We start from the raw sequence: 15,333 nt of genomic DNA on the forward strand, positions 1-15,333 counted from the left end.
TCAGCGCTCCTGCGGCTGGATGTAGACGACACCGGTGCCGTCGAAGCGGAGGGAGAAGGCCTCGCCGCTCCCGCCACCGACGGCCGACCGCCACGTGACGTCGGTGACGAAGCTCTGTGTCACCTGACCTCGGTGCGCGACGAAGGCGTCCGGATCGACCACCAACGGGTACTGCGGCGACACCTCGAGCGCGATGAGCGGTCCGCCCGCGGACAGCAGTCCCACCTCGCCCTGTCCACTGACGACCGTCGTGAACAGGCCCTGCCCGGACGAGGCGCCGCGGAGCCCGGCGAAGGCCACATCGGACCGCAGCCCGCCGGACAGAGCGAGCAACTGCGACGATTCGACGTGGAGTGCGTCACCCGCCAACGGCACGACGACGACGTGCTGCGCGTCGACCGCGAGCCGCACCGTTCCCTGCCCCGCCATCTCCATCAGGGACAGCGACTCGCCGGTGACCTTCTGCTTGAGAGCGGCGCGCAGTCCACCGCCACCGCCCATCCCGGCGTTCCGGAAGGTCACCTGGCCCTCGTACGCGATCATCGATCCGGTGACCGCCCGCACGCTGTCCCCGTGCAGGTCGACGACCAGAACGCGGTGTCCCTCGGTTCTCAGTTGCGCCACGGCAGACAGAATGGCAGACAACGGCCGTCGCCACAGTGGCTCCGGTGATCTGTCCCCTGCCACCGACTCCGAGTGACGCACAGTACATCGAGTTCGTTTCTCGCAGAAGTCACAACACCTGTACCCCGTACCCCGCGGCATATACTGGACGGGGTCGACGGCGGGCGGGCGTAACGAACTGTCGCCCCGCTCGATGAACGTCTACCGGACGGTACGCACCCCTCGCGGCGGCTCGTCGAAGCAATTCACATCGAAGTTACGGTGCCGTAGGCTGCCCTCACAGTACGAGGCAGCGCGGTCATCGCGCGGAAGCAGTGAGCCGAACACCATTCTGGAGGACACGCATGGCACGGGATCTGACCCAACTGGAGCTGCTCGGAGAGCTGCAGCCGGTTGCGGAAGAGAATCTGAACCGGCATCTCTCCATGGCGAAGGAGTGGCACCCCCACGACTACGTCCCCTGGGACGAGGGGCGTAACTTCGCCGCGCTCGGTGGCGAGGACTGGTCGCCCGAGCAGTCTCGGCTCGACGAGGTGGCCAAGGCCGCCATGATCACCAACCTCCTCACCGAGGACAACCTGCCGTCGTACCACCGCGAGATCGCGGAGAACTTCTCGCAGGACGGCGCCTGGGGCACCTGGGTGGGCCGGTGGACCGCCGAGGAGAACCGCCACGGCATCGTCATGCGCGACTACCTGGTGGTCACGCGCGGAGTGGATCCCGTCGCCCTCGAGCAGGCCCGCATCGAGCACATGACCAATGGCTTCTCCTCGGCCGCTGCCGGTGGCCACGATCAGATGGGCTTCCTGCACTCCGTCTCGTACGTGACGTTCCAGGAGCTGGCCACGCGAGTGAGCCACCGCAACACGGGCAAGGTCTGCAACGACCCCATCGCCGACCGCATGCTCCAGCGCATCGCGGCCGACGAGAACCTGCACATGATCTTCTACCGCAACCTGTGCGGTGCGGCGCTCGACATCTCGCCCGACCAGGCGCTGCGTGCCATCGCCGACATCGTGCAGAACTTCCAGATGCCCGGCGCCGGCATGCCCAACTTCCGCCGCAACGGCGTGCTGATGGCCAAGCACGGGATCTACGATCTGCGTCAGCACCTCGAGGACGTCGTCATGCCGGTGCTGCGCAAGTGGAACATCTTCGATCGCACCGACTTCACCGCCGAGGGCGAGCAGACGCGTGAGGAGCTCGCCGCCTTCCTCGAGAAGCTGGAGAAGGACGTTCTCAAGTTCGAGGAGCAGCGCGACCGCATGCTGTCCCGCGAGGCTGCCAAGCGGCAGGCCGCGCAGGCATCCTGACCCGCACCGCACCACGGAGTGGCCGAGTGCCAGTTCCGACGGATACCCTCGATGTGCCCGGCACCCGTTCCGCGGATGCCGGGCACATCGCTGTTTCCCGTCGACCATGTCTGGTGTGTGATCAACCATGACTCTGCAGATCGGTTCCCTCGCCCTGCGTAGTCCCGTCGTCCTCGCGCCGATGGCCGGTGTCACCAACGTGGCGTTCCGCACGCTGTGTCGGGAGCTCGAGGAGACGCTGACGGGCAGCACCTCCGGGCTCTATGTCTGCGAGATGGTCACCGCGCGTGCCCTCGTCGAGCGGCAGCCCGCCACGTTGCACATGACCACGTTCGGCCCGACCGAGACGCCTCGCTCTTTGCAGCTCTACACCGTGGACCCGGACACGACGTACGACGCCGCGAAGATGATCGTCGACGAGAACATGGCCGACCACATCGACATGAACTTCGGCTGCCCCGTGCCCAAGGTGACGCGCAAGGGCGGCGGCGCCGCCCTGCCGTACAAGCGATCGCTGTTCGGACGCATCGTCGCCGCGGCGGTGAAGGCCACCGAGGGGACCGACATCCCGGTGACCGTCAAGTTCCGGATCGGCATCGACGACGAGCATCACACGCACCTCGACGCAGGACGGATCGCCGCCGGCGAGGGTGCTGCGGCCGTCGCGCTCCATGCGCGCACCGCGGCGCAGCGTTACTCCGGTACGGCCGACTGGTCCGAGATCGCGCGCCTCAAGGATCACGTCCGCGACGTCCCCGTCCTGGGCAACGGCGACATCTTCGACGCGTCCGACGCCGCCCGCATGATGGCCGAGACCGGCTGCGACGGCGTGGTCGTCGGCCGCGGCTGCCTGGGACGCCCCTGGCTGTTCGCCGAACTGTCCGCCGCCCTGCGCGGCACCACTGCGCCGACTCCGCCCACGCTGGGCGAGGTCGCCGTCATCATGCGTCGGCACGCGGAACTGCTGTCCGACCACCACGGCGAGGGCCGCGGGCTCCGGGAGATGCGCAAGCACGTCGCCTGGTACATGCGCGGATTCCCGGCCGGCTCGGACCTGCGGGTACGCATGGCCACCGTCTCGACACTCGCAGAGCTCGACGAGCTGCTGGCCCGCCTGGATCCGACCGTTCCCTTCCCGGCCGACGCCGAGGGCCCCCGCGGTCGCCAGGGTTCCCCCGGCGCCGTGTCGCTGCCCGACGTCTGGCTCGACGATCCCGACGACTGTGCGGTGCCGGCGGGCGCCGATCTGATGCACTCGGGCGGATGATCAGTACTATGGCGTCGATCCGTCGACCACTGTTCGACGCCCGAGAGAAAGACGGAACGACCAGTGGGTGACGAGAACGAACCGGGGTCGCCCACACCCGGACGACGCGCCCCCTGGGAGCGTCCCATCTCGCGAGTGCCGCGCTCCGATCGCGACCCCGAGACACCGTCTCCCCCGTCCGAGCAGCCCGCGCCGGAACAGCGCCCGCCAGCGGATCGACCCGAGCCCGACCAGACCCCGCCGTCCTCGTCCGACGACCAGGATCGACGCCTCTCGGTGGCCGAGGTCGTGGATCGGATCTCCCGCATCGGTTCGAACCGGGGACGCGCAGCGGGTCGCGACGACTCGCCGACCTCCGGCGCGGACGATCGAGCGGTCGCGTCGAGCCCTCCACCGTCCCCGCCGGTTCCACCTCGCGAGGATCCGGAGCCGCCTACCGAGGTGATCGCCCCCGTCGTGGACGAGCGACGCACCGCGGAGCGTCCGGCACCCGAGGCGGTCGGCCCCGTCGCACCCCCGACGCTCACGCGGCTCGCCCTCAGCAGGGCACGCAAACGCAAGCGGATGCGGGTCGCCGGCCGTGTCGGCGTCTCGATGGTCTCGATCCTGGCCCTGGTCATCACCGGTGTCGTGTGGGGATATCTCCGGGCGACCGACCGCGGGTTCGAGCAGGTCGCGGCCCTGGACACCGAGTCCACCGACGTGGTCGACGCGCCCGGCCAGTACGGCGACGAGACCTACCTCATCGTCGGGACGGACACCCGAGCCGGAGCCAGTGGTGAGATCGGCGCCGGCACGGTGGCCGATGCCGAGGGTGCACGGTCCGACACCGTCATGCTCATCAACATCCCGGCCGACCGCAGTCGCGTGGTCGCCGTGTCGTTCCCCCGCGACCTCGACGTCGAACGCCCCGAGTGCGAGGGCTGGGACAGCACCACCGGTGACTACACGGGCGAGATGTATCCCGCCGCGGACGGCGACAAGCTCAACGCGACCTATGCGCTCGGTGGACCCAAGTGCCTGGTCAAGATCATTCAGAAGATCTCTGGACTGCGGATCGGCCACTTCGTGGGTATCGACTTCGCCGGCTTCGAGTCGATGGTCGACGAGGTCGGCGGGGTGGACGTGTGTTCCCCGGTTCCGCTGGTCGACGAGGAGCTGGGAACGGTCCTGGCCACCGCGGGCGAACAGCGCATCGACGGACGCACCGCGCTCAACTACGTACGCGCCCGCAAGGTGGACGCCGAGGGCACCGGTGACTACGGACGCATCAAACGTCAGCAACTCTTCCTGTCCTCGCTCCTGCGCTCCGTGCTGAGCAACCGCGTGCTGTTCGACCCGGGCGCCCTCAACGGTTTCGTCACGGCGTTCACCCGCGACACGTTCGTCGAGAACGTGAAGACGTCGGATCTGCTGACGCTCGGCAAGTCGCTGCGCGGCGTCGAAGCGGGCGCGGTCACGTTCCTCACCGTCCCCACCGCGGGTACCACCGACTACGGCAACGAGATCCCGCGCACCGACGACATCAAGGCGATCTTCCAGGCGATCATCGACGACCAGCCGCTCCCCGGCGAGGAACGCGCACCCGAGACCACCCCCGAGGTCGCGCCGCCGGTCACCACCGAACCGCAGGTCGCGGTCGACCCCTCGCTGGTGTCGGTCCAGATCTCCAACGCCTCGGAGACCAGCGGACTGGCCGCCACCACCGCGGACGAACTGGCGGCCTACGGCTTCCAGGTCGTCGGGACCGGCAACGCCGAGACCACCGGTGCCGCGGCGACCGTCGTGCGATACGGCGCCGGGTCGATCGCGGACGCGTCGACGGTGGCCAGCACCATTCCGGGAGCGGTTCTCGAAGAGACGCCGACTCTGGGCGGCATCGTCGAGGTCGTCCTGGGGACTGATTTCCAGGGCTTCCTGACGCCGCCGACCGTCGTCGGAGACCTGCTTCCGACCTTCGCGACGGGGATCTCCGGAGCGTCCACGGAGGTCGCGCTCCCCAGCGATCTGACGGTCACGAACGGGGCCGACGAGTCCTGTGTGTGAATCGCTGCTCCGCATTCACCGCCCGTTCACCGCCTGCATGCCCTGTACCCACGTACGGCCGAGTAAAATCGGGCCATGCGCGTGGCTTACAACGAACAGATGACAGAACTCGCCGACCTGCTCGGCGAGATGGCCGCCCTGGCCGGTAGTGCGATGGAGCGTGCCACGCAGTCCCTGCTGCAGGCGGATCTCCGGATCGCCGAGCAGGTGATCGGCGAGCACGACAAGATCACCGACCTCAGTGCCCAGGCAGAGGAGCGCGCCTTCGCGTTGCTTGCTCTCCAGGCACCCGTCGCCGGCGACCTCCGCTCGGTGGTCTCCGGTATCCAGATCGTCGCCGACATCGACCGGATGGGCGCTCTCGCCCTGCACGTCGCCAAGATCGCGCGTCGTCGCCACCCCCAGCACGCACTGCCGGAGGAGGTCAACGGTTACTTCGCCGAGATGGGACGCATCGCCGTCGCTCTCGGCTCCTCCGCACGTGAGGTGCTCGAGACGCGCGACCCCGAGCGCGCCGCGAAGCTCCGTGAGGAGGACGAGGCGATGGACGACCTGCACCGCCACCTGTTCAGCGTCCTCATGGACAAGGAGTGGAAGCACGGCGTCGCCGCAGCCGTCGACGTGACCCTGCTGGGTCGCTTCTACGAGCGCTTCGCCGACCACGCCGTCGAGGTGGGCCGCCGAGTCATCTTCCTGGTCACCGGCAGCCTGCCCAGCGACCTGCCGACGCCTCCCGCGCAGCACGTGTCCTAGTTCTTCCACTCGGTACCCGGACGCACGAAAGGGCGCCCTCCCCGCGGGGAGGGCGCCCTTTCCGTGTGTGGACGCGCGAGCTGCGGTCTAGCCGAAGCGACCGGAGATGTAGTCCTCGGTGGCCTTCTGCGACGGGTTGGAGAAGATCTTCTCGGTGTCGTCGATCTCGATCAGGTTGCCGGGCTTGCCGGTGGCCTCGAGGTTGAAGAAGCCGGTCTGGTCGCTCACACGTGCAGCCTGCTGCATGTTGTGCGTGACGATGACGATGGTGAAGTCCTTCTTCAGCTCACCGATCAGGTCCTCGATCGCCAGCGTCGAGATCGGGTCGAGAGCCGAGCAGGGCTCGTCCATGAGCAGGACGTCGGGCTGCACCGCGATCGCACGGGCGATGCACAGACGCTGCTGCTGACCACCGGACAGACCGCCGCCCGGCTTGTCGAGGCGGTCCTTGACCTCGTTCCACAGGTTCGCGCCCTTGAGCGACTCCTCCGCGACCTCGTCCAGCTGCTTCTTGCTGCGGCCACCCTGCAGCTTCAGGCCGGCCACGACGTTGTCACGGATGGACATGGTGGGGAACGGGTTCGGACGCTGGAAGACCATGCCGATGGTGCGGCGAACGCCGACCGGGTCGACGCCGGAACCGTAGATGTCCTCGCCGTCGAGCAGCACCGAGCCCTCGACGCGGGCACCCGGGGTGACCTCGTGCATGCGGTTCAGCGAGCGGAGCACCGTGGACTTGCCGCAGCCGGACGGTCCGATGAAGGCCGTGACGCTACGAGGAGGAACGGAGAGCGTCACGTTCGACACGGCGTGGAACTTGCCGTAGAAGATGTTGACGTCCTTGAGATCGAGTCGTTTTGCCATGTCGAGATCCTTCTGTCAGAAGTTCTTGGGAGCGAAGAAGCGGGAGACCAGCTTCGCGCCGATGTTCAGCACCGCAACGATGAGGATGAGGGTGAGGGCGGCACCCCACATCCGCTCGCTGGTGAGGGCAGCGGTTCCGGCCTTCTGGAGGTCGACCATCATGAGCGGCAGCGACGTCTGCGGACCGGCGAACAGGTTGAAGTTGATGGCCGTCGCGGACCCGACCAGGATCAGCACCGGCGCCGTCTCACCCATGACGCGGGCGAGAGCGAGCATGATGCCCGTGACGATGCCCGAGAGCGCCGTCGGGACGACGATCTTGGCGATGGTCTTCCACTTCGGCACACCCAGCGCGTACGACGCCTCGCGCAGGTCCTGGGGAACGATGCGCAGCATCTCCTCCGCCGAGCGCACGATCACGGGGATCATGAGCAGGACCAGGGCGAGCGAGACAGCCAGACCCGACCGGTCGAAGCCGAACGTCGCGATCCACAGCGAGTAGATGAACAGCGCCGCGACGATGGACGGGACACCGGTGAGGATGTCGACCATGAACGTCGTGGCCTTCGCGAGCCGCGTGCCCACGCCGTACTCGACGAGGTAGATGGCGACGAAGATGCCGATCGGGATGGAGATGACCGCGCAGAAGAGTCCCTGGAGCAGCGTTCCGACGATCGCGTGGTACGCGCCGCCGCCTTCCTTGAAGGGGGTGACACCCGCCTGCGAGTACTGCCACCAGTCGGCCGACGCGACGGCGCCGATACCGCGGGAGACGACGGTGTAGAGAACCCAGATCAGTGGGACGAGCGCAATGAGCACCGCGAGGGACACGAGGACCGTCGCGATCGAGTCGGAGGCCTTGCGACGGGCACTGACACCCTGGAAGGTCGGCTCCTTGACGGGGCGATCCATGGTGGCGGTTCCACCGGACGTGGTGTCGGCCATGGGTCAGTCCTTCTTTCCAGCGATGGCGGCGCGGGCGCCGGCGTTGACGACGAAGGTGAGGACGAACAGCACCAGGCCCGCGGCGATGTAGGCACCGGCCTGCAGCTGGTTGTTGAACTCACCCGCGGCCAGTGCGATCTTCGTCGCGAAGGTGTTGCCGCCGTCGAACAGCGTCCAGCCGAACGTCTCCTGGGTGCTGCGGATGATGATGTAGAGCGCGATGGTCTCGCCGAGCGCGCGGCCCAGGCCCAGCATCGAGCCGCTGACGAAGCCGGACTTGCCGAACGGGATGACCGTGGTGCGCACGACCTCCCACCGAGTGGCGCCGAGGGCGAGAGCAGCCTCGATCTGGCCACGGGGCGTCTGGACGAACACCTCGCGGGTGACCGCGGCGATGATCGGCAGGATCATGACGGCGAGCACGATCGCACCGGTGAAAATGGTGCCGCCGCCGGCGATGGAGACGGAACCGGTGGCGAAGAGCGGGAACCACGCGAGGTTCGTGTTGAGCCACTCGGCGACGGGCGAGATGACCGGCGCGAGAACATACAGGCCCCAGAGTCCGAAGACGATGGACGGCACGGCGGCCAGCAGGTCGATGACGTAGCCCAGCGGGCCCGCCAGACGCTTCGGGGCGTAGTTCGTCAGGTAGATCGCGATGCCCAGTGCCACCGGCATGGCGATCAGCAGAGCCACCACCGACACCGTGGCCGTGACCAGGAACAGGTCACGGACACCGAAGAGCATGGCGGACGTGTCCGACGTGCTCCACTGCCCGTTGTACGTGAAGAAGTTCACGGTGTTGTTCTGCAGCGCGGGGATCGCCCGCCACAGGAGGAACCCACCGATCGCCGCGATCAGGACGATGACGAAGACACCGGAACCGGTGGCGAGCGTCGAGAAGATGCGGTCACCCGGGCGGGTGACCGTACCTGAGGCTTTCTTGTCGGGCACTGGTGTCGGCGCTTCCGTCTTGCGAGCGGCGCTCACGGCCGATGTGGTGGCCGGCGTGACGTCGCTGATCGAATGGGTGTCGCTCATACCGCTCACTGTCTCGTGTGGGGTGGTACGGCATCGCCTGCATCACCCGGTGAATGGTCTTCGGGGGTGATGCAAGCGAGAACCAGTGTGTCAGGAAATGGCGTTGATCGCCGTCACCAGACGCTCCTTGAAGCTGTCCGGGAGCGGCACGTAACCGGCAGCCTCGAGGCCTTCCTGGCCCTCGTTGGCAGCGCTGAGCAGGAACGACTTGACACCCGCGGCGGTCTCCGCGTCGTAGCCCTTGGAGCAGACGATCTCGTAGGTCGACAGCACCAGCGGGTAGGAATCGGCTTCCTTGCTGGCGAACAGTGCGTCGGTGTCGAGCGCGAGGTCGTTTCCGTCACCGGAGAAGGTGACCGTGTCGATCGCCTTGGCGGCGGTCTCGGTGGTGAGCTCGACGGCACCGGCGCCGAAGTCGATCTGCGCCGCGGTCAGGTTCTCCTGATCGGCGAAGCCCTTCTCGACGTAGGTGATGGCGCCCGGGGTGGCGGCAGCGGCCTGAGCGACGCCCGACGAACCGTTGGCGCCCTCGCCCACTCCACCGGCCCAGTCGGAGCTGTGGTCCAGCGTCCAGGACTGCGGTGCGGCGTCGGACAGGAAGCGCTGGAAGTTGTCGCTGGTGCCCGAGGAATCCGAGCGGTAGATCGGCGTGATGGCGGTGGTCGGGAGCGACGCGCCCTCGTTCAGCGCGGCGATGGCCGGATCGTTCCAGGTGGTGATCTTGCCGGTGAAGATCTGGGCGATGACGTCGGGCGTCAGGACCAGGTCGTCGACACCGTCGAGCGTGTAGGCCACGGCGACCGGACCGAACACGAGGGGAAGGTTCCACGCCGGGTTGCCGGCGCAGCGCGTGGCGGCCGCGTCGGCCTGCTCTTCCTTGATGGACGAGTCCGAGCCCGCGAAGTCCACGAGACCGGCGACGAACTGGGTCCGGCCGTTGCCGGAACCGCTCACGGTGTACTCCACGGCCTTGCCGGAGCACACACCCGAGTAGACGGACGTGAAGTTGGACATCGCGTTCTGCTGCGCCGACGATCCTTCGCCGGTGATGGGGCTCTTGCCCTCGCACGTCGCGGCGGAGTCACCACTGCCGGTGGCCTCGACGTTCGCGTCGGAACCACATGCAGCCAGCGTCAATCCGCCGACAGCCAGTACACCCATGAGGGCAATGCTGCGCTCGAGCTTCACCTGTCTCCTCCAGAAACAGCCCGTCGGCGACCGATCGGTCGGCGGGCGAGAAAAGATGCGGTGACGTCGTACCGCAACGGGCAGCGTGCGCTACCCGTGGGAAAACGTAAGCGCCGGTGGTGGACGGTTCACCGCGCCTTTGTGAACGGAGGGTGAACAGACAGACCGAAAACCCGGATCGGGATGCGATGCGCGTCTCAGGGACCGCACCGGTCCCGCGTCAGACGCGCGCGAACGCCGCGTCGACGTGGAAGGTGGTGAAGCCGAGCCGGTCGTACGTGTGCACGGCGGCCGTGTTGTCCGACTCGACGTACAGCAGCACGCCGGCGAGGCCGCGATCGGCCAGGTACCGCAGGCCGGCGAGCGTGAGGGTCCGGCCGAGCCCCCTGCCCTGGGCCGCCGGATCGATACCGACGACGTAGACCTCACCCAGTTCGGGATCGTCTCCGGTCGGCGGGTGCACCTTGGTCCAGTGGAACCCCAGCACGGTGTCCGGGTCGTCCGTCGACGTCGCCACGAACAGCCCCGCGGGGTCGAACCAGGACTCCGCGCGGCGCTCGTCGATCTCCGCCTGCGTCCAGCCACCCTGCTCGGGGTGCCAGGAGAACGCGGCGTTGTTCACCCGCAGGATCTCGGCGTCGTCGGACTCCCGGTAGGTCCGCACGGTGATGCCGTCCGGGACGGTGAGTTCGGGCAGGGGCGCCGCGTCGGGGCCACCGAGCGGGCGGCGCATCTGCAGCAGTTCGCGGACCACCTCGAGACCGACTTTCTCGGCGACGCGATCGGCGGCGGGCAGCCGCCCGTGGGCCCACACGCGCGCCCCCGGTGCTGCGAGAGCGCGGTCGACCAGCGCGGTGCCGACGCCGCGGCCCCGGTGATCGGGGTGCACGACGGCCTCCACCATGACCGGCGCGTCACCGCGCGCGGGCGAGAGCGTCGCGTACCCCACGAGGTGTTCGCCGTCCAGTGCCAGCAGATGCTCGTCGTCCCGCGGAGAGTCCACGGCGCGCTCGGCCTGCTCCGACAGCGGCGGTGTCCCGTCGGCGGTCGTGGCGGCCTCGATCGCGTCGCGGACGCGTCGGGCCTCGTCGCCGACCGGTCGCCGTGCCTCGAGTCGAATCGCGTCGCTCACGTCAGAAGGCCGTCCGATCAGCTGGGGCGAACGAGGGTGTCGCCGTGTCGTTCTCGATATCCAGGTCGCCGTCCGACGGCAGGTCCACCGCGTCGTCGCTGCCCGCCGCACCCTTACCTGCCCGGCTCGGTCTCACGGCCTTGTATCCCACGTTGCGCACGGTGCCGATGAGCGACTCGTACTCCGTTCCGAGCTTCGCGCGCAGACGCCGGACGTGCACGTCCACAGTGCGGGTACCGCCGAAGAAGTCGTACCCCCACACCTCCTGCAGCAGCTGCGCTCGGGTGAAGACGCGGCCCGCGTGCTGGGCGAGGTACTTGAGGAGTTCGAACTCCTTGTAGGTGAGGTCGAGCGGTCGCCCGCGCAGACGGGCGGTGTAGGTGCCCTCGTCGATGACGAGCTCGCCGAGAGTGATCTTCCCCGAGGCCTCGGGACTGCTGACGCCTCCGTGGCGGCCCACGAGCAGACGCAACCGGGCATCGAGCTCCGCGGGTCCGGTGGTGGGCAACAGGATGTCGTCGAGGCCCCACTCCGCGTTGACGGCGACCAGACCGCCCTCGGTGAGCACCGCCACCACGGGTACCGACGAGCCGGCGCTGCCGAGCAGTCGACACAGTCCGCGCGCGGCGGCCAGATCGGTGCGGGCGTCGACGAGCGCGATGTCCGCGCTCCCGGCCTCGAGCAACGACGAGACCTCGGTCGGTGCGGGACGCACCGTGTGCGCCAGGAGCGCGAGGGACGGGAGCACGGACTCCGGATCCGGATCGGAGGTCAGCAGCAGCAACTCCACAGGGCCTCCTCGTCCACTCTTCTCCGGCCGGACGAGCCCACCAGCGGGTCCGCGACCGGCACTTCCGGTTGTTCTTCGGTCACAGACTAACCTGTCGGAAGGCAGGACAGTCGGCTGCGAGCCGCCACCGCCCGCCTCGGGACCCGCCCGCAGGACACCGAACCGCCCGAGAGGAACTCCGTGCGAAAACTGATCGTCGGGCTCGTCTTCGTCCTGGCGCTCGCTCTGGCCGCCGATTTCGGCACCGCCGCCTACTCCGAGTACCGCGTCTCGCGGGCACTGCGGGACGGCGGAGATCTGGTGTCCGATCCGCAGGTGACCATCCACGGCTTCCCGTTCCTGACCCAGGCGGCCGACGGCAGGTACGGCCGCGTGGAGATCCGAGCGCAGGACGTCCCCACCGACTACGTCGAGAAGACGACCATCGAGGCGACGTTGCGCGGCGTGCGCATTCCGGCATCCGACCTGCTCGACGGATCGGTGCGCACGGTGCCCATGGATCAACTCGACGCGCGCGTCCGTATCGACGCCACCGACCTCGGCCGGTTCCTCGAGATCCCCGACCTCCAGGTCTCCACTCCCCCCGCCGACCGCTCCGACGGCACCGGCGGTTCGGGCGGTTCCGGCGAGACCACCGCCGGGGCCGTGGTCCTCACGGGCACCGTGCCCGTCGGCCCCCTGGACACCGCGGTCAGCGTCACCGCCGAGCTCCGGCTCGACGGTGGAACCGTGTCCATCGTCGCGTCGGACCTCTACTTCGGGCCCGAGGGCCAGGCCGACTTCACCATCCCCGAATTCCTGAAGCCCGCGGTCCTGGGCCTGTTCACCCGCACGATCGACGAGCAACAGCTGCCGTTCGGCATCCTCCCCACGTCGGTCTACGCGGAGGGCGGGCAGATCGTGATCGAGGGCAGCGCCGAGGACGTCACCATCGAACTCGACGAGATCCGCACGCCGTGAGCGCCGTCGTCGTCCTTCTCGTCGCCCTGGCGCTCGCCGCCGTGGTGGGCCTGTGGGTCCGCCGCCGCGAGGGCGCCGTCCGCACGTCGGATCGCGGCGGCGCGTCGGGATCGCGAGCTCTCGCTCTGCGCGCCGCCGGCGCCACCGACGGCGCGGTGACCGTGCTCCACTTCTCCGCCACCTGGTGCGGCCCGTGTGCGGCGGTGCGACGCGTCGTGTCCGCCGTGGTGACCGACCTCGAGTCGGCGGGGCACCGCGTGTCCGACGTCGAGGTGGACATGGACGAGAATCCGCAGCTCGCCCGCGACTTCGGCGTGATGTCTCTCCCGACCACCTTCGTGCTCGACGGGGCGATGCGGGAACGATCGCGCGCGTCGGGTGTGCCGTCGTCGAAGGACCTGCGGGCCGCCGTGCTCTCGGCGTCCGATTCACCCTCGTCGGAGTGACGAGCGACACCCGGAACTTCTGGATCTGGACCGGCGTGGGTACCATGGCCGACGTGACCGCCAGCCACGAGCTTCTGCTCACCCGACGCCGCACAGTGGACCTGTGCCGCCTCGGTGGCTGTTGCTGCCGTTGCCGCTGACGACGGTCCTCCCCTCGTCGACCCGTCCGCTCGGGTACAGCCGTGCTGTACCGACCTCGGACCGCTCGACGATCGCCGGAGACCATGCGCATCCGCTCGGTCCCCTTTCCTCCACTCCAGGAGCATCTCGATGTCATCCATTCCCCCGCAGGTCGACGTTCGTGGTCCCCGCTTCGTCGCCTGGGTGACCACCGGCGTCCTCGTCGTGACGCTGCTCGTGTCGACGGTGTCGCTCACCGCTGCAGCGTTGCTCCTGGGCCTGCAGACGCTGGTCTTCGCGTACGGCGCTGCTGCCGGGCCGGCAGCGCATCCCTACGGACGCATGTTCCGCGCCGTCGTCGCACCGCGCCTGGGCCCGGTGTCGGAGACCGAACCGACGACCCCCCTGCGGTTCGCGCAGGGACTGGGATTCGCCTTCTCGATCGTGGGAACCGTCGGGTTCGCGCTGTCCTCGACGACCGTCGGCACCGTCGCCACGGGTCTGGCCCTGTTCGCCGCCGTGCTGAACGCGGCGTTCGGAATCTGCCTGGGCTGCAAGATCTACCCACTCGCGAGTCGGCTCCTGCCGGCTCGACATGCCACCACCTGAACCACCCACCACCTGTCAGAGAAGAATCGAAAGGAACCACATGGCTCGCTCCGACGTCCTGGTCACTGCCGACTGGGCCGAGCAGAACCTGCATGCTCCCAAGACCGTGTTCGTCGAGGTCGACGAGGACACCAGCGCCTACGACACCGGCCACATCGAGGGTGCCGTCAAGCTCGACTGGAAGTCCGACCTCCAGGATCCGGTCCTTCGTGACTTCCTGAACCAGGAGCAGTTCTCGGACCTGCTGTCGACGCGCGGCATCGCCAACGACGACACGGTGATCCTCTACGGCGGCAACAACAACTGGTTCGCGGCCTACGCCTACTGGTATTTCAAGCTGTACGGCCACAAGGACGTCCGTCTGCTCGACGGCGGCCGCAAGAAGTGGGAACTGGACGGTCGTCCGCTGAGCACCGACGCCGTCTCCCGCGAGGGAACGTCCTACAGGGCCGAGGCTCCCGACCTGTCGATCCGCGCGTTCCGCGACGAGGTCATCGCCGCCATCGGCACCAAGAACCTCCTCGACATCCGCTCCCCCGACGAGTACTCGGGCAAGATCCTGGCGCCGGCACACCTCCCGCAGGAGCAGAGCCAGCGTCCCGGCCACATCCCCGGCGCCGTCAACGTGCCGTGGAGCAAGGCAGCGAACGAGGACGGCACCTTCAAGTCCGACGAGGAACTGAAGGAGCTCTACGACGGTGTCGGCATCGATCCGAGCAAGGGGACGATCGCGTACTGCCGCATCGGCGAGCGCTCGTCGCACAGCTGGTTCGCACTGACGCAGCTGCTGGGCTATGAGAACGTCAAGAACTACGACGGCAGCTGGACCGAGTACGGCTCCCTCGTGGGAGCACCTATCGAGTTGGGAGCGTAATCATGTGTGGAGCACCTGCTCAGGGACAGACCCTTCCCGCCGGCGTCGACGTGGAGAAGGAGACGGTCATCACGGGCCGTGTCCTGGCCGCGTCGGACGGTCAGCCCGTCGGCGGTGCGTACGTGCGCCTGCTCGACAGCACGGGTGAGTTCACCGCCGAGGTCGTCGCGTCCGGAACCGGCGACTTCCGCTTCTTCGCGGCCCCCGGCACCTGGACGCTGCGCGCGCTGTCCGCGTCCGGCAACGGCGACGTGACCATCTCGCCCGAGTCCGCCGGCCTCCACGAGGCCGAGATCTCGATCGGCGCCTGACCGAACACCTCTCGTTTCAGCCGAACACCCTCCCCAGCGTGCTGGGGAGG

16 protein-coding genes are annotated in these 15,333 nt (G+C 68.3%); 9 read left to right on the top strand and 7 right to left on the bottom strand.

Annotated elements, in window-relative coordinates; all coding sequences use genetic code 11:
- Positions 1 to 615: an AIM24 family protein gene (locus OHB23_RS20355; protein ID WP_373428398.1), complete on the bottom strand. Its 615-nt coding sequence runs from the start codon at positions 613 to 615 to the stop codon at positions 1 to 3.
- A 353-nt stretch (positions 616 to 968) separates the two neighbouring features.
- Between OHB23_RS20355 and OHB23_RS20360 the strand changes: the two genes are divergently transcribed.
- The 4 genes from OHB23_RS20360 (at position 969) to phoU (ending at position 6,003) form a co-directional block, all read left to right on the top strand.
- Positions 969 to 1,937 (top strand): acyl-ACP desaturase, encoded by a 969-nt coding sequence (locus OHB23_RS20360; protein ID WP_027504262.1) that lies wholly within the window; start codon positions 969 to 971, stop codon positions 1,935 to 1,937.
- A 127-nt stretch (positions 1,938 to 2,064) separates the two neighbouring features.
- Positions 2,065 to 3,204 carry a tRNA dihydrouridine synthase DusB gene (gene dusB / locus OHB23_RS20365; protein WP_328810268.1) on the top strand — a complete coding sequence of 380 codons (1,140 nt, stop codon included), beginning with the start codon at positions 2,065 to 2,067 and terminating at the stop codon, positions 3,202 to 3,204.
- A 63-nt stretch (positions 3,205 to 3,267) separates the two neighbouring features.
- Complete coding sequence (locus tag OHB23_RS20370) at positions 3,268 to 5,250, top strand: LCP family glycopolymer transferase (RefSeq protein ID WP_328810269.1); 1,983 nt, start codon at positions 3,268 to 3,270, stop codon at positions 5,248 to 5,250.
- 75 nt (positions 5,251 to 5,325) lie between these two features.
- A complete protein-coding gene (gene phoU, locus OHB23_RS20375; RefSeq protein WP_027504265.1) occupies positions 5,326 to 6,003 on the top strand; it encodes a phosphate signaling complex protein PhoU in 678 nt (225 codons plus the stop codon).
- 87 nt (positions 6,004 to 6,090) lie between these two features.
- On the opposite strand, the gene pstB is transcribed toward phoU, so the two are convergent.
- The 6 genes from pstB to OHB23_RS20405 all read right to left on the bottom strand — a co-directional run bounded on the left by pstB (position 6,091) and on the right by OHB23_RS20405 (position 11,963).
- The gene (gene pstB / locus OHB23_RS20380) at positions 6,091 to 6,867 is read right to left on the bottom strand and encodes a phosphate ABC transporter ATP-binding protein PstB (protein ID WP_027504266.1); all 777 of its coding nucleotides are present in this window, start codon (positions 6,865 to 6,867) and stop codon (positions 6,091 to 6,093) included.
- Between the two features lie 15 nt (positions 6,868 to 6,882).
- Complete coding sequence (gene pstA, locus OHB23_RS20385) at positions 6,883 to 7,812, bottom strand: phosphate ABC transporter permease PstA (protein ID WP_027504267.1); 930 nt, start codon at positions 7,810 to 7,812, stop codon at positions 6,883 to 6,885.
- 3 nt (positions 7,813 to 7,815) lie between these two features.
- Entirely contained in the window at positions 7,816 to 8,853 is a 1,038-nt protein-coding gene (gene pstC, locus OHB23_RS20390; RefSeq protein WP_027504268.1) for a phosphate ABC transporter permease subunit PstC, read from the bottom strand.
- Positions 8,854 to 8,943: 90 nt separating this feature from the next.
- Positions 8,944 to 10,041, bottom strand: coding sequence for a phosphate ABC transporter substrate-binding protein PstS (gene pstS / locus OHB23_RS20395; protein WP_027504269.1), 1,098 nt, complete (start codon positions 10,039 to 10,041; stop codon positions 8,944 to 8,946).
- 220 nt (positions 10,042 to 10,261) lie between these two features.
- On the bottom strand, positions 10,262 to 11,173 hold the full coding sequence (mshD, locus tag OHB23_RS20400; protein WP_442972997.1) for a mycothiol synthase: 912 nt from the start codon (positions 11,171 to 11,173) through the stop codon (positions 10,262 to 10,264).
- A gap of 1 nt (position 11,174) precedes the next feature.
- Positions 11,175 to 11,963, bottom strand: coding sequence for a winged helix-turn-helix transcriptional regulator (locus OHB23_RS20405; RefSeq protein ID WP_056446762.1), 789 nt, complete (start codon positions 11,961 to 11,963; stop codon positions 11,175 to 11,177).
- A gap of 180 nt (positions 11,964 to 12,143) precedes the next feature.
- Between OHB23_RS20405 and OHB23_RS20410 the strand changes: the two genes are divergently transcribed.
- The 5 genes from OHB23_RS20410 (at position 12,144) to OHB23_RS20430 (ending at position 15,283) form a co-directional block, all read left to right on the top strand.
- The gene (locus OHB23_RS20410; protein ID WP_328810270.1) at positions 12,144 to 12,923 is read left to right on the top strand and encodes an LmeA family phospholipid-binding protein; all 780 of its coding nucleotides are present in this window, start codon (positions 12,144 to 12,146) and stop codon (positions 12,921 to 12,923) included.
- Complete coding sequence (locus tag OHB23_RS20415; RefSeq protein WP_328810271.1) at positions 12,920 to 13,369, top strand: TlpA family protein disulfide reductase; 450 nt, start codon at positions 12,920 to 12,922, stop codon at positions 13,367 to 13,369. The genes OHB23_RS20410 and OHB23_RS20415 overlap by 4 nt, the downstream gene beginning before the upstream one ends.
- Before the next feature lie 270 nt (positions 13,370 to 13,639).
- Positions 13,640 to 14,098, top strand: a complete 459-nt coding sequence (locus OHB23_RS20420; protein WP_328810272.1) for a DUF4395 domain-containing protein — start codon at positions 13,640 to 13,642, stop codon at positions 14,096 to 14,098.
- A 40-nt stretch (positions 14,099 to 14,138) separates the two neighbouring features.
- Positions 14,139 to 14,972, top strand: coding sequence for a sulfurtransferase (locus tag OHB23_RS20425; RefSeq protein ID WP_027504275.1), 834 nt, complete (start codon positions 14,139 to 14,141; stop codon positions 14,970 to 14,972).
- A 2-nt stretch (positions 14,973 to 14,974) separates the two neighbouring features.
- Positions 14,975 to 15,283: a DUF1416 domain-containing protein gene (locus tag OHB23_RS20430; RefSeq protein WP_027504276.1), complete on the top strand. Its 309-nt coding sequence runs from the start codon at positions 14,975 to 14,977 to the stop codon at positions 15,281 to 15,283.
- The last annotated feature ends 50 nt before the right edge of the window (positions 15,284 to 15,333 follow it).

Origin of the sequence: Rhodococcus sp. NBC_00294 (assembly GCF_036163995.1) — a bacterium.
GTDB lineage: Bacteria > Actinomycetota > Actinomycetes > Mycobacteriales > Mycobacteriaceae > Rhodococcoides.

Excerpts from the sequence above, each read along its gene's own strand:
- pstA (WP_027504267.1), bottom strand. The coding sequence starts at position 7,812 with ATGGCCGACACCACGTCCGGTGGAACCGCCACCATGGATCGCCCCGTC.
- pstB (WP_027504266.1), bottom strand. The coding sequence starts at position 6,867 with ATGGCAAAACGACTCGATCTCAAGGACGTCAACATCTTCTACGGCAAG.
- OHB23_RS20425 (WP_027504275.1), top strand. The coding sequence starts at position 14,139 with ATGGCTCGCTCCGACGTCCTGGTCACTGCCGACTGGGCCGAGCAGAAC.
- OHB23_RS20430 (WP_027504276.1), top strand. The coding sequence starts at position 14,975 with ATGTGTGGAGCACCTGCTCAGGGACAGACCCTTCCCGCCGGCGTCGAC.
- phoU (WP_027504265.1), top strand. The coding sequence starts at position 5,326 with ATGCGCGTGGCTTACAACGAACAGATGACAGAACTCGCCGACCTGCTC.
- dusB (WP_328810268.1), top strand. The coding sequence starts at position 2,065 with ATGACTCTGCAGATCGGTTCCCTCGCCCTGCGTAGTCCCGTCGTCCTC.
- OHB23_RS20360 (WP_027504262.1), top strand. The coding sequence starts at position 969 with ATGGCACGGGATCTGACCCAACTGGAGCTGCTCGGAGAGCTGCAGCCG.
- pstC (WP_027504268.1), bottom strand. The coding sequence starts at position 8,853 with ATGAGCGACACCCATTCGATCAGCGACGTCACGCCGGCCACCACATCG.
- OHB23_RS20420 (WP_328810272.1), top strand. The coding sequence starts at position 13,640 with ATGTCATCCATTCCCCCGCAGGTCGACGTTCGTGGTCCCCGCTTCGTC.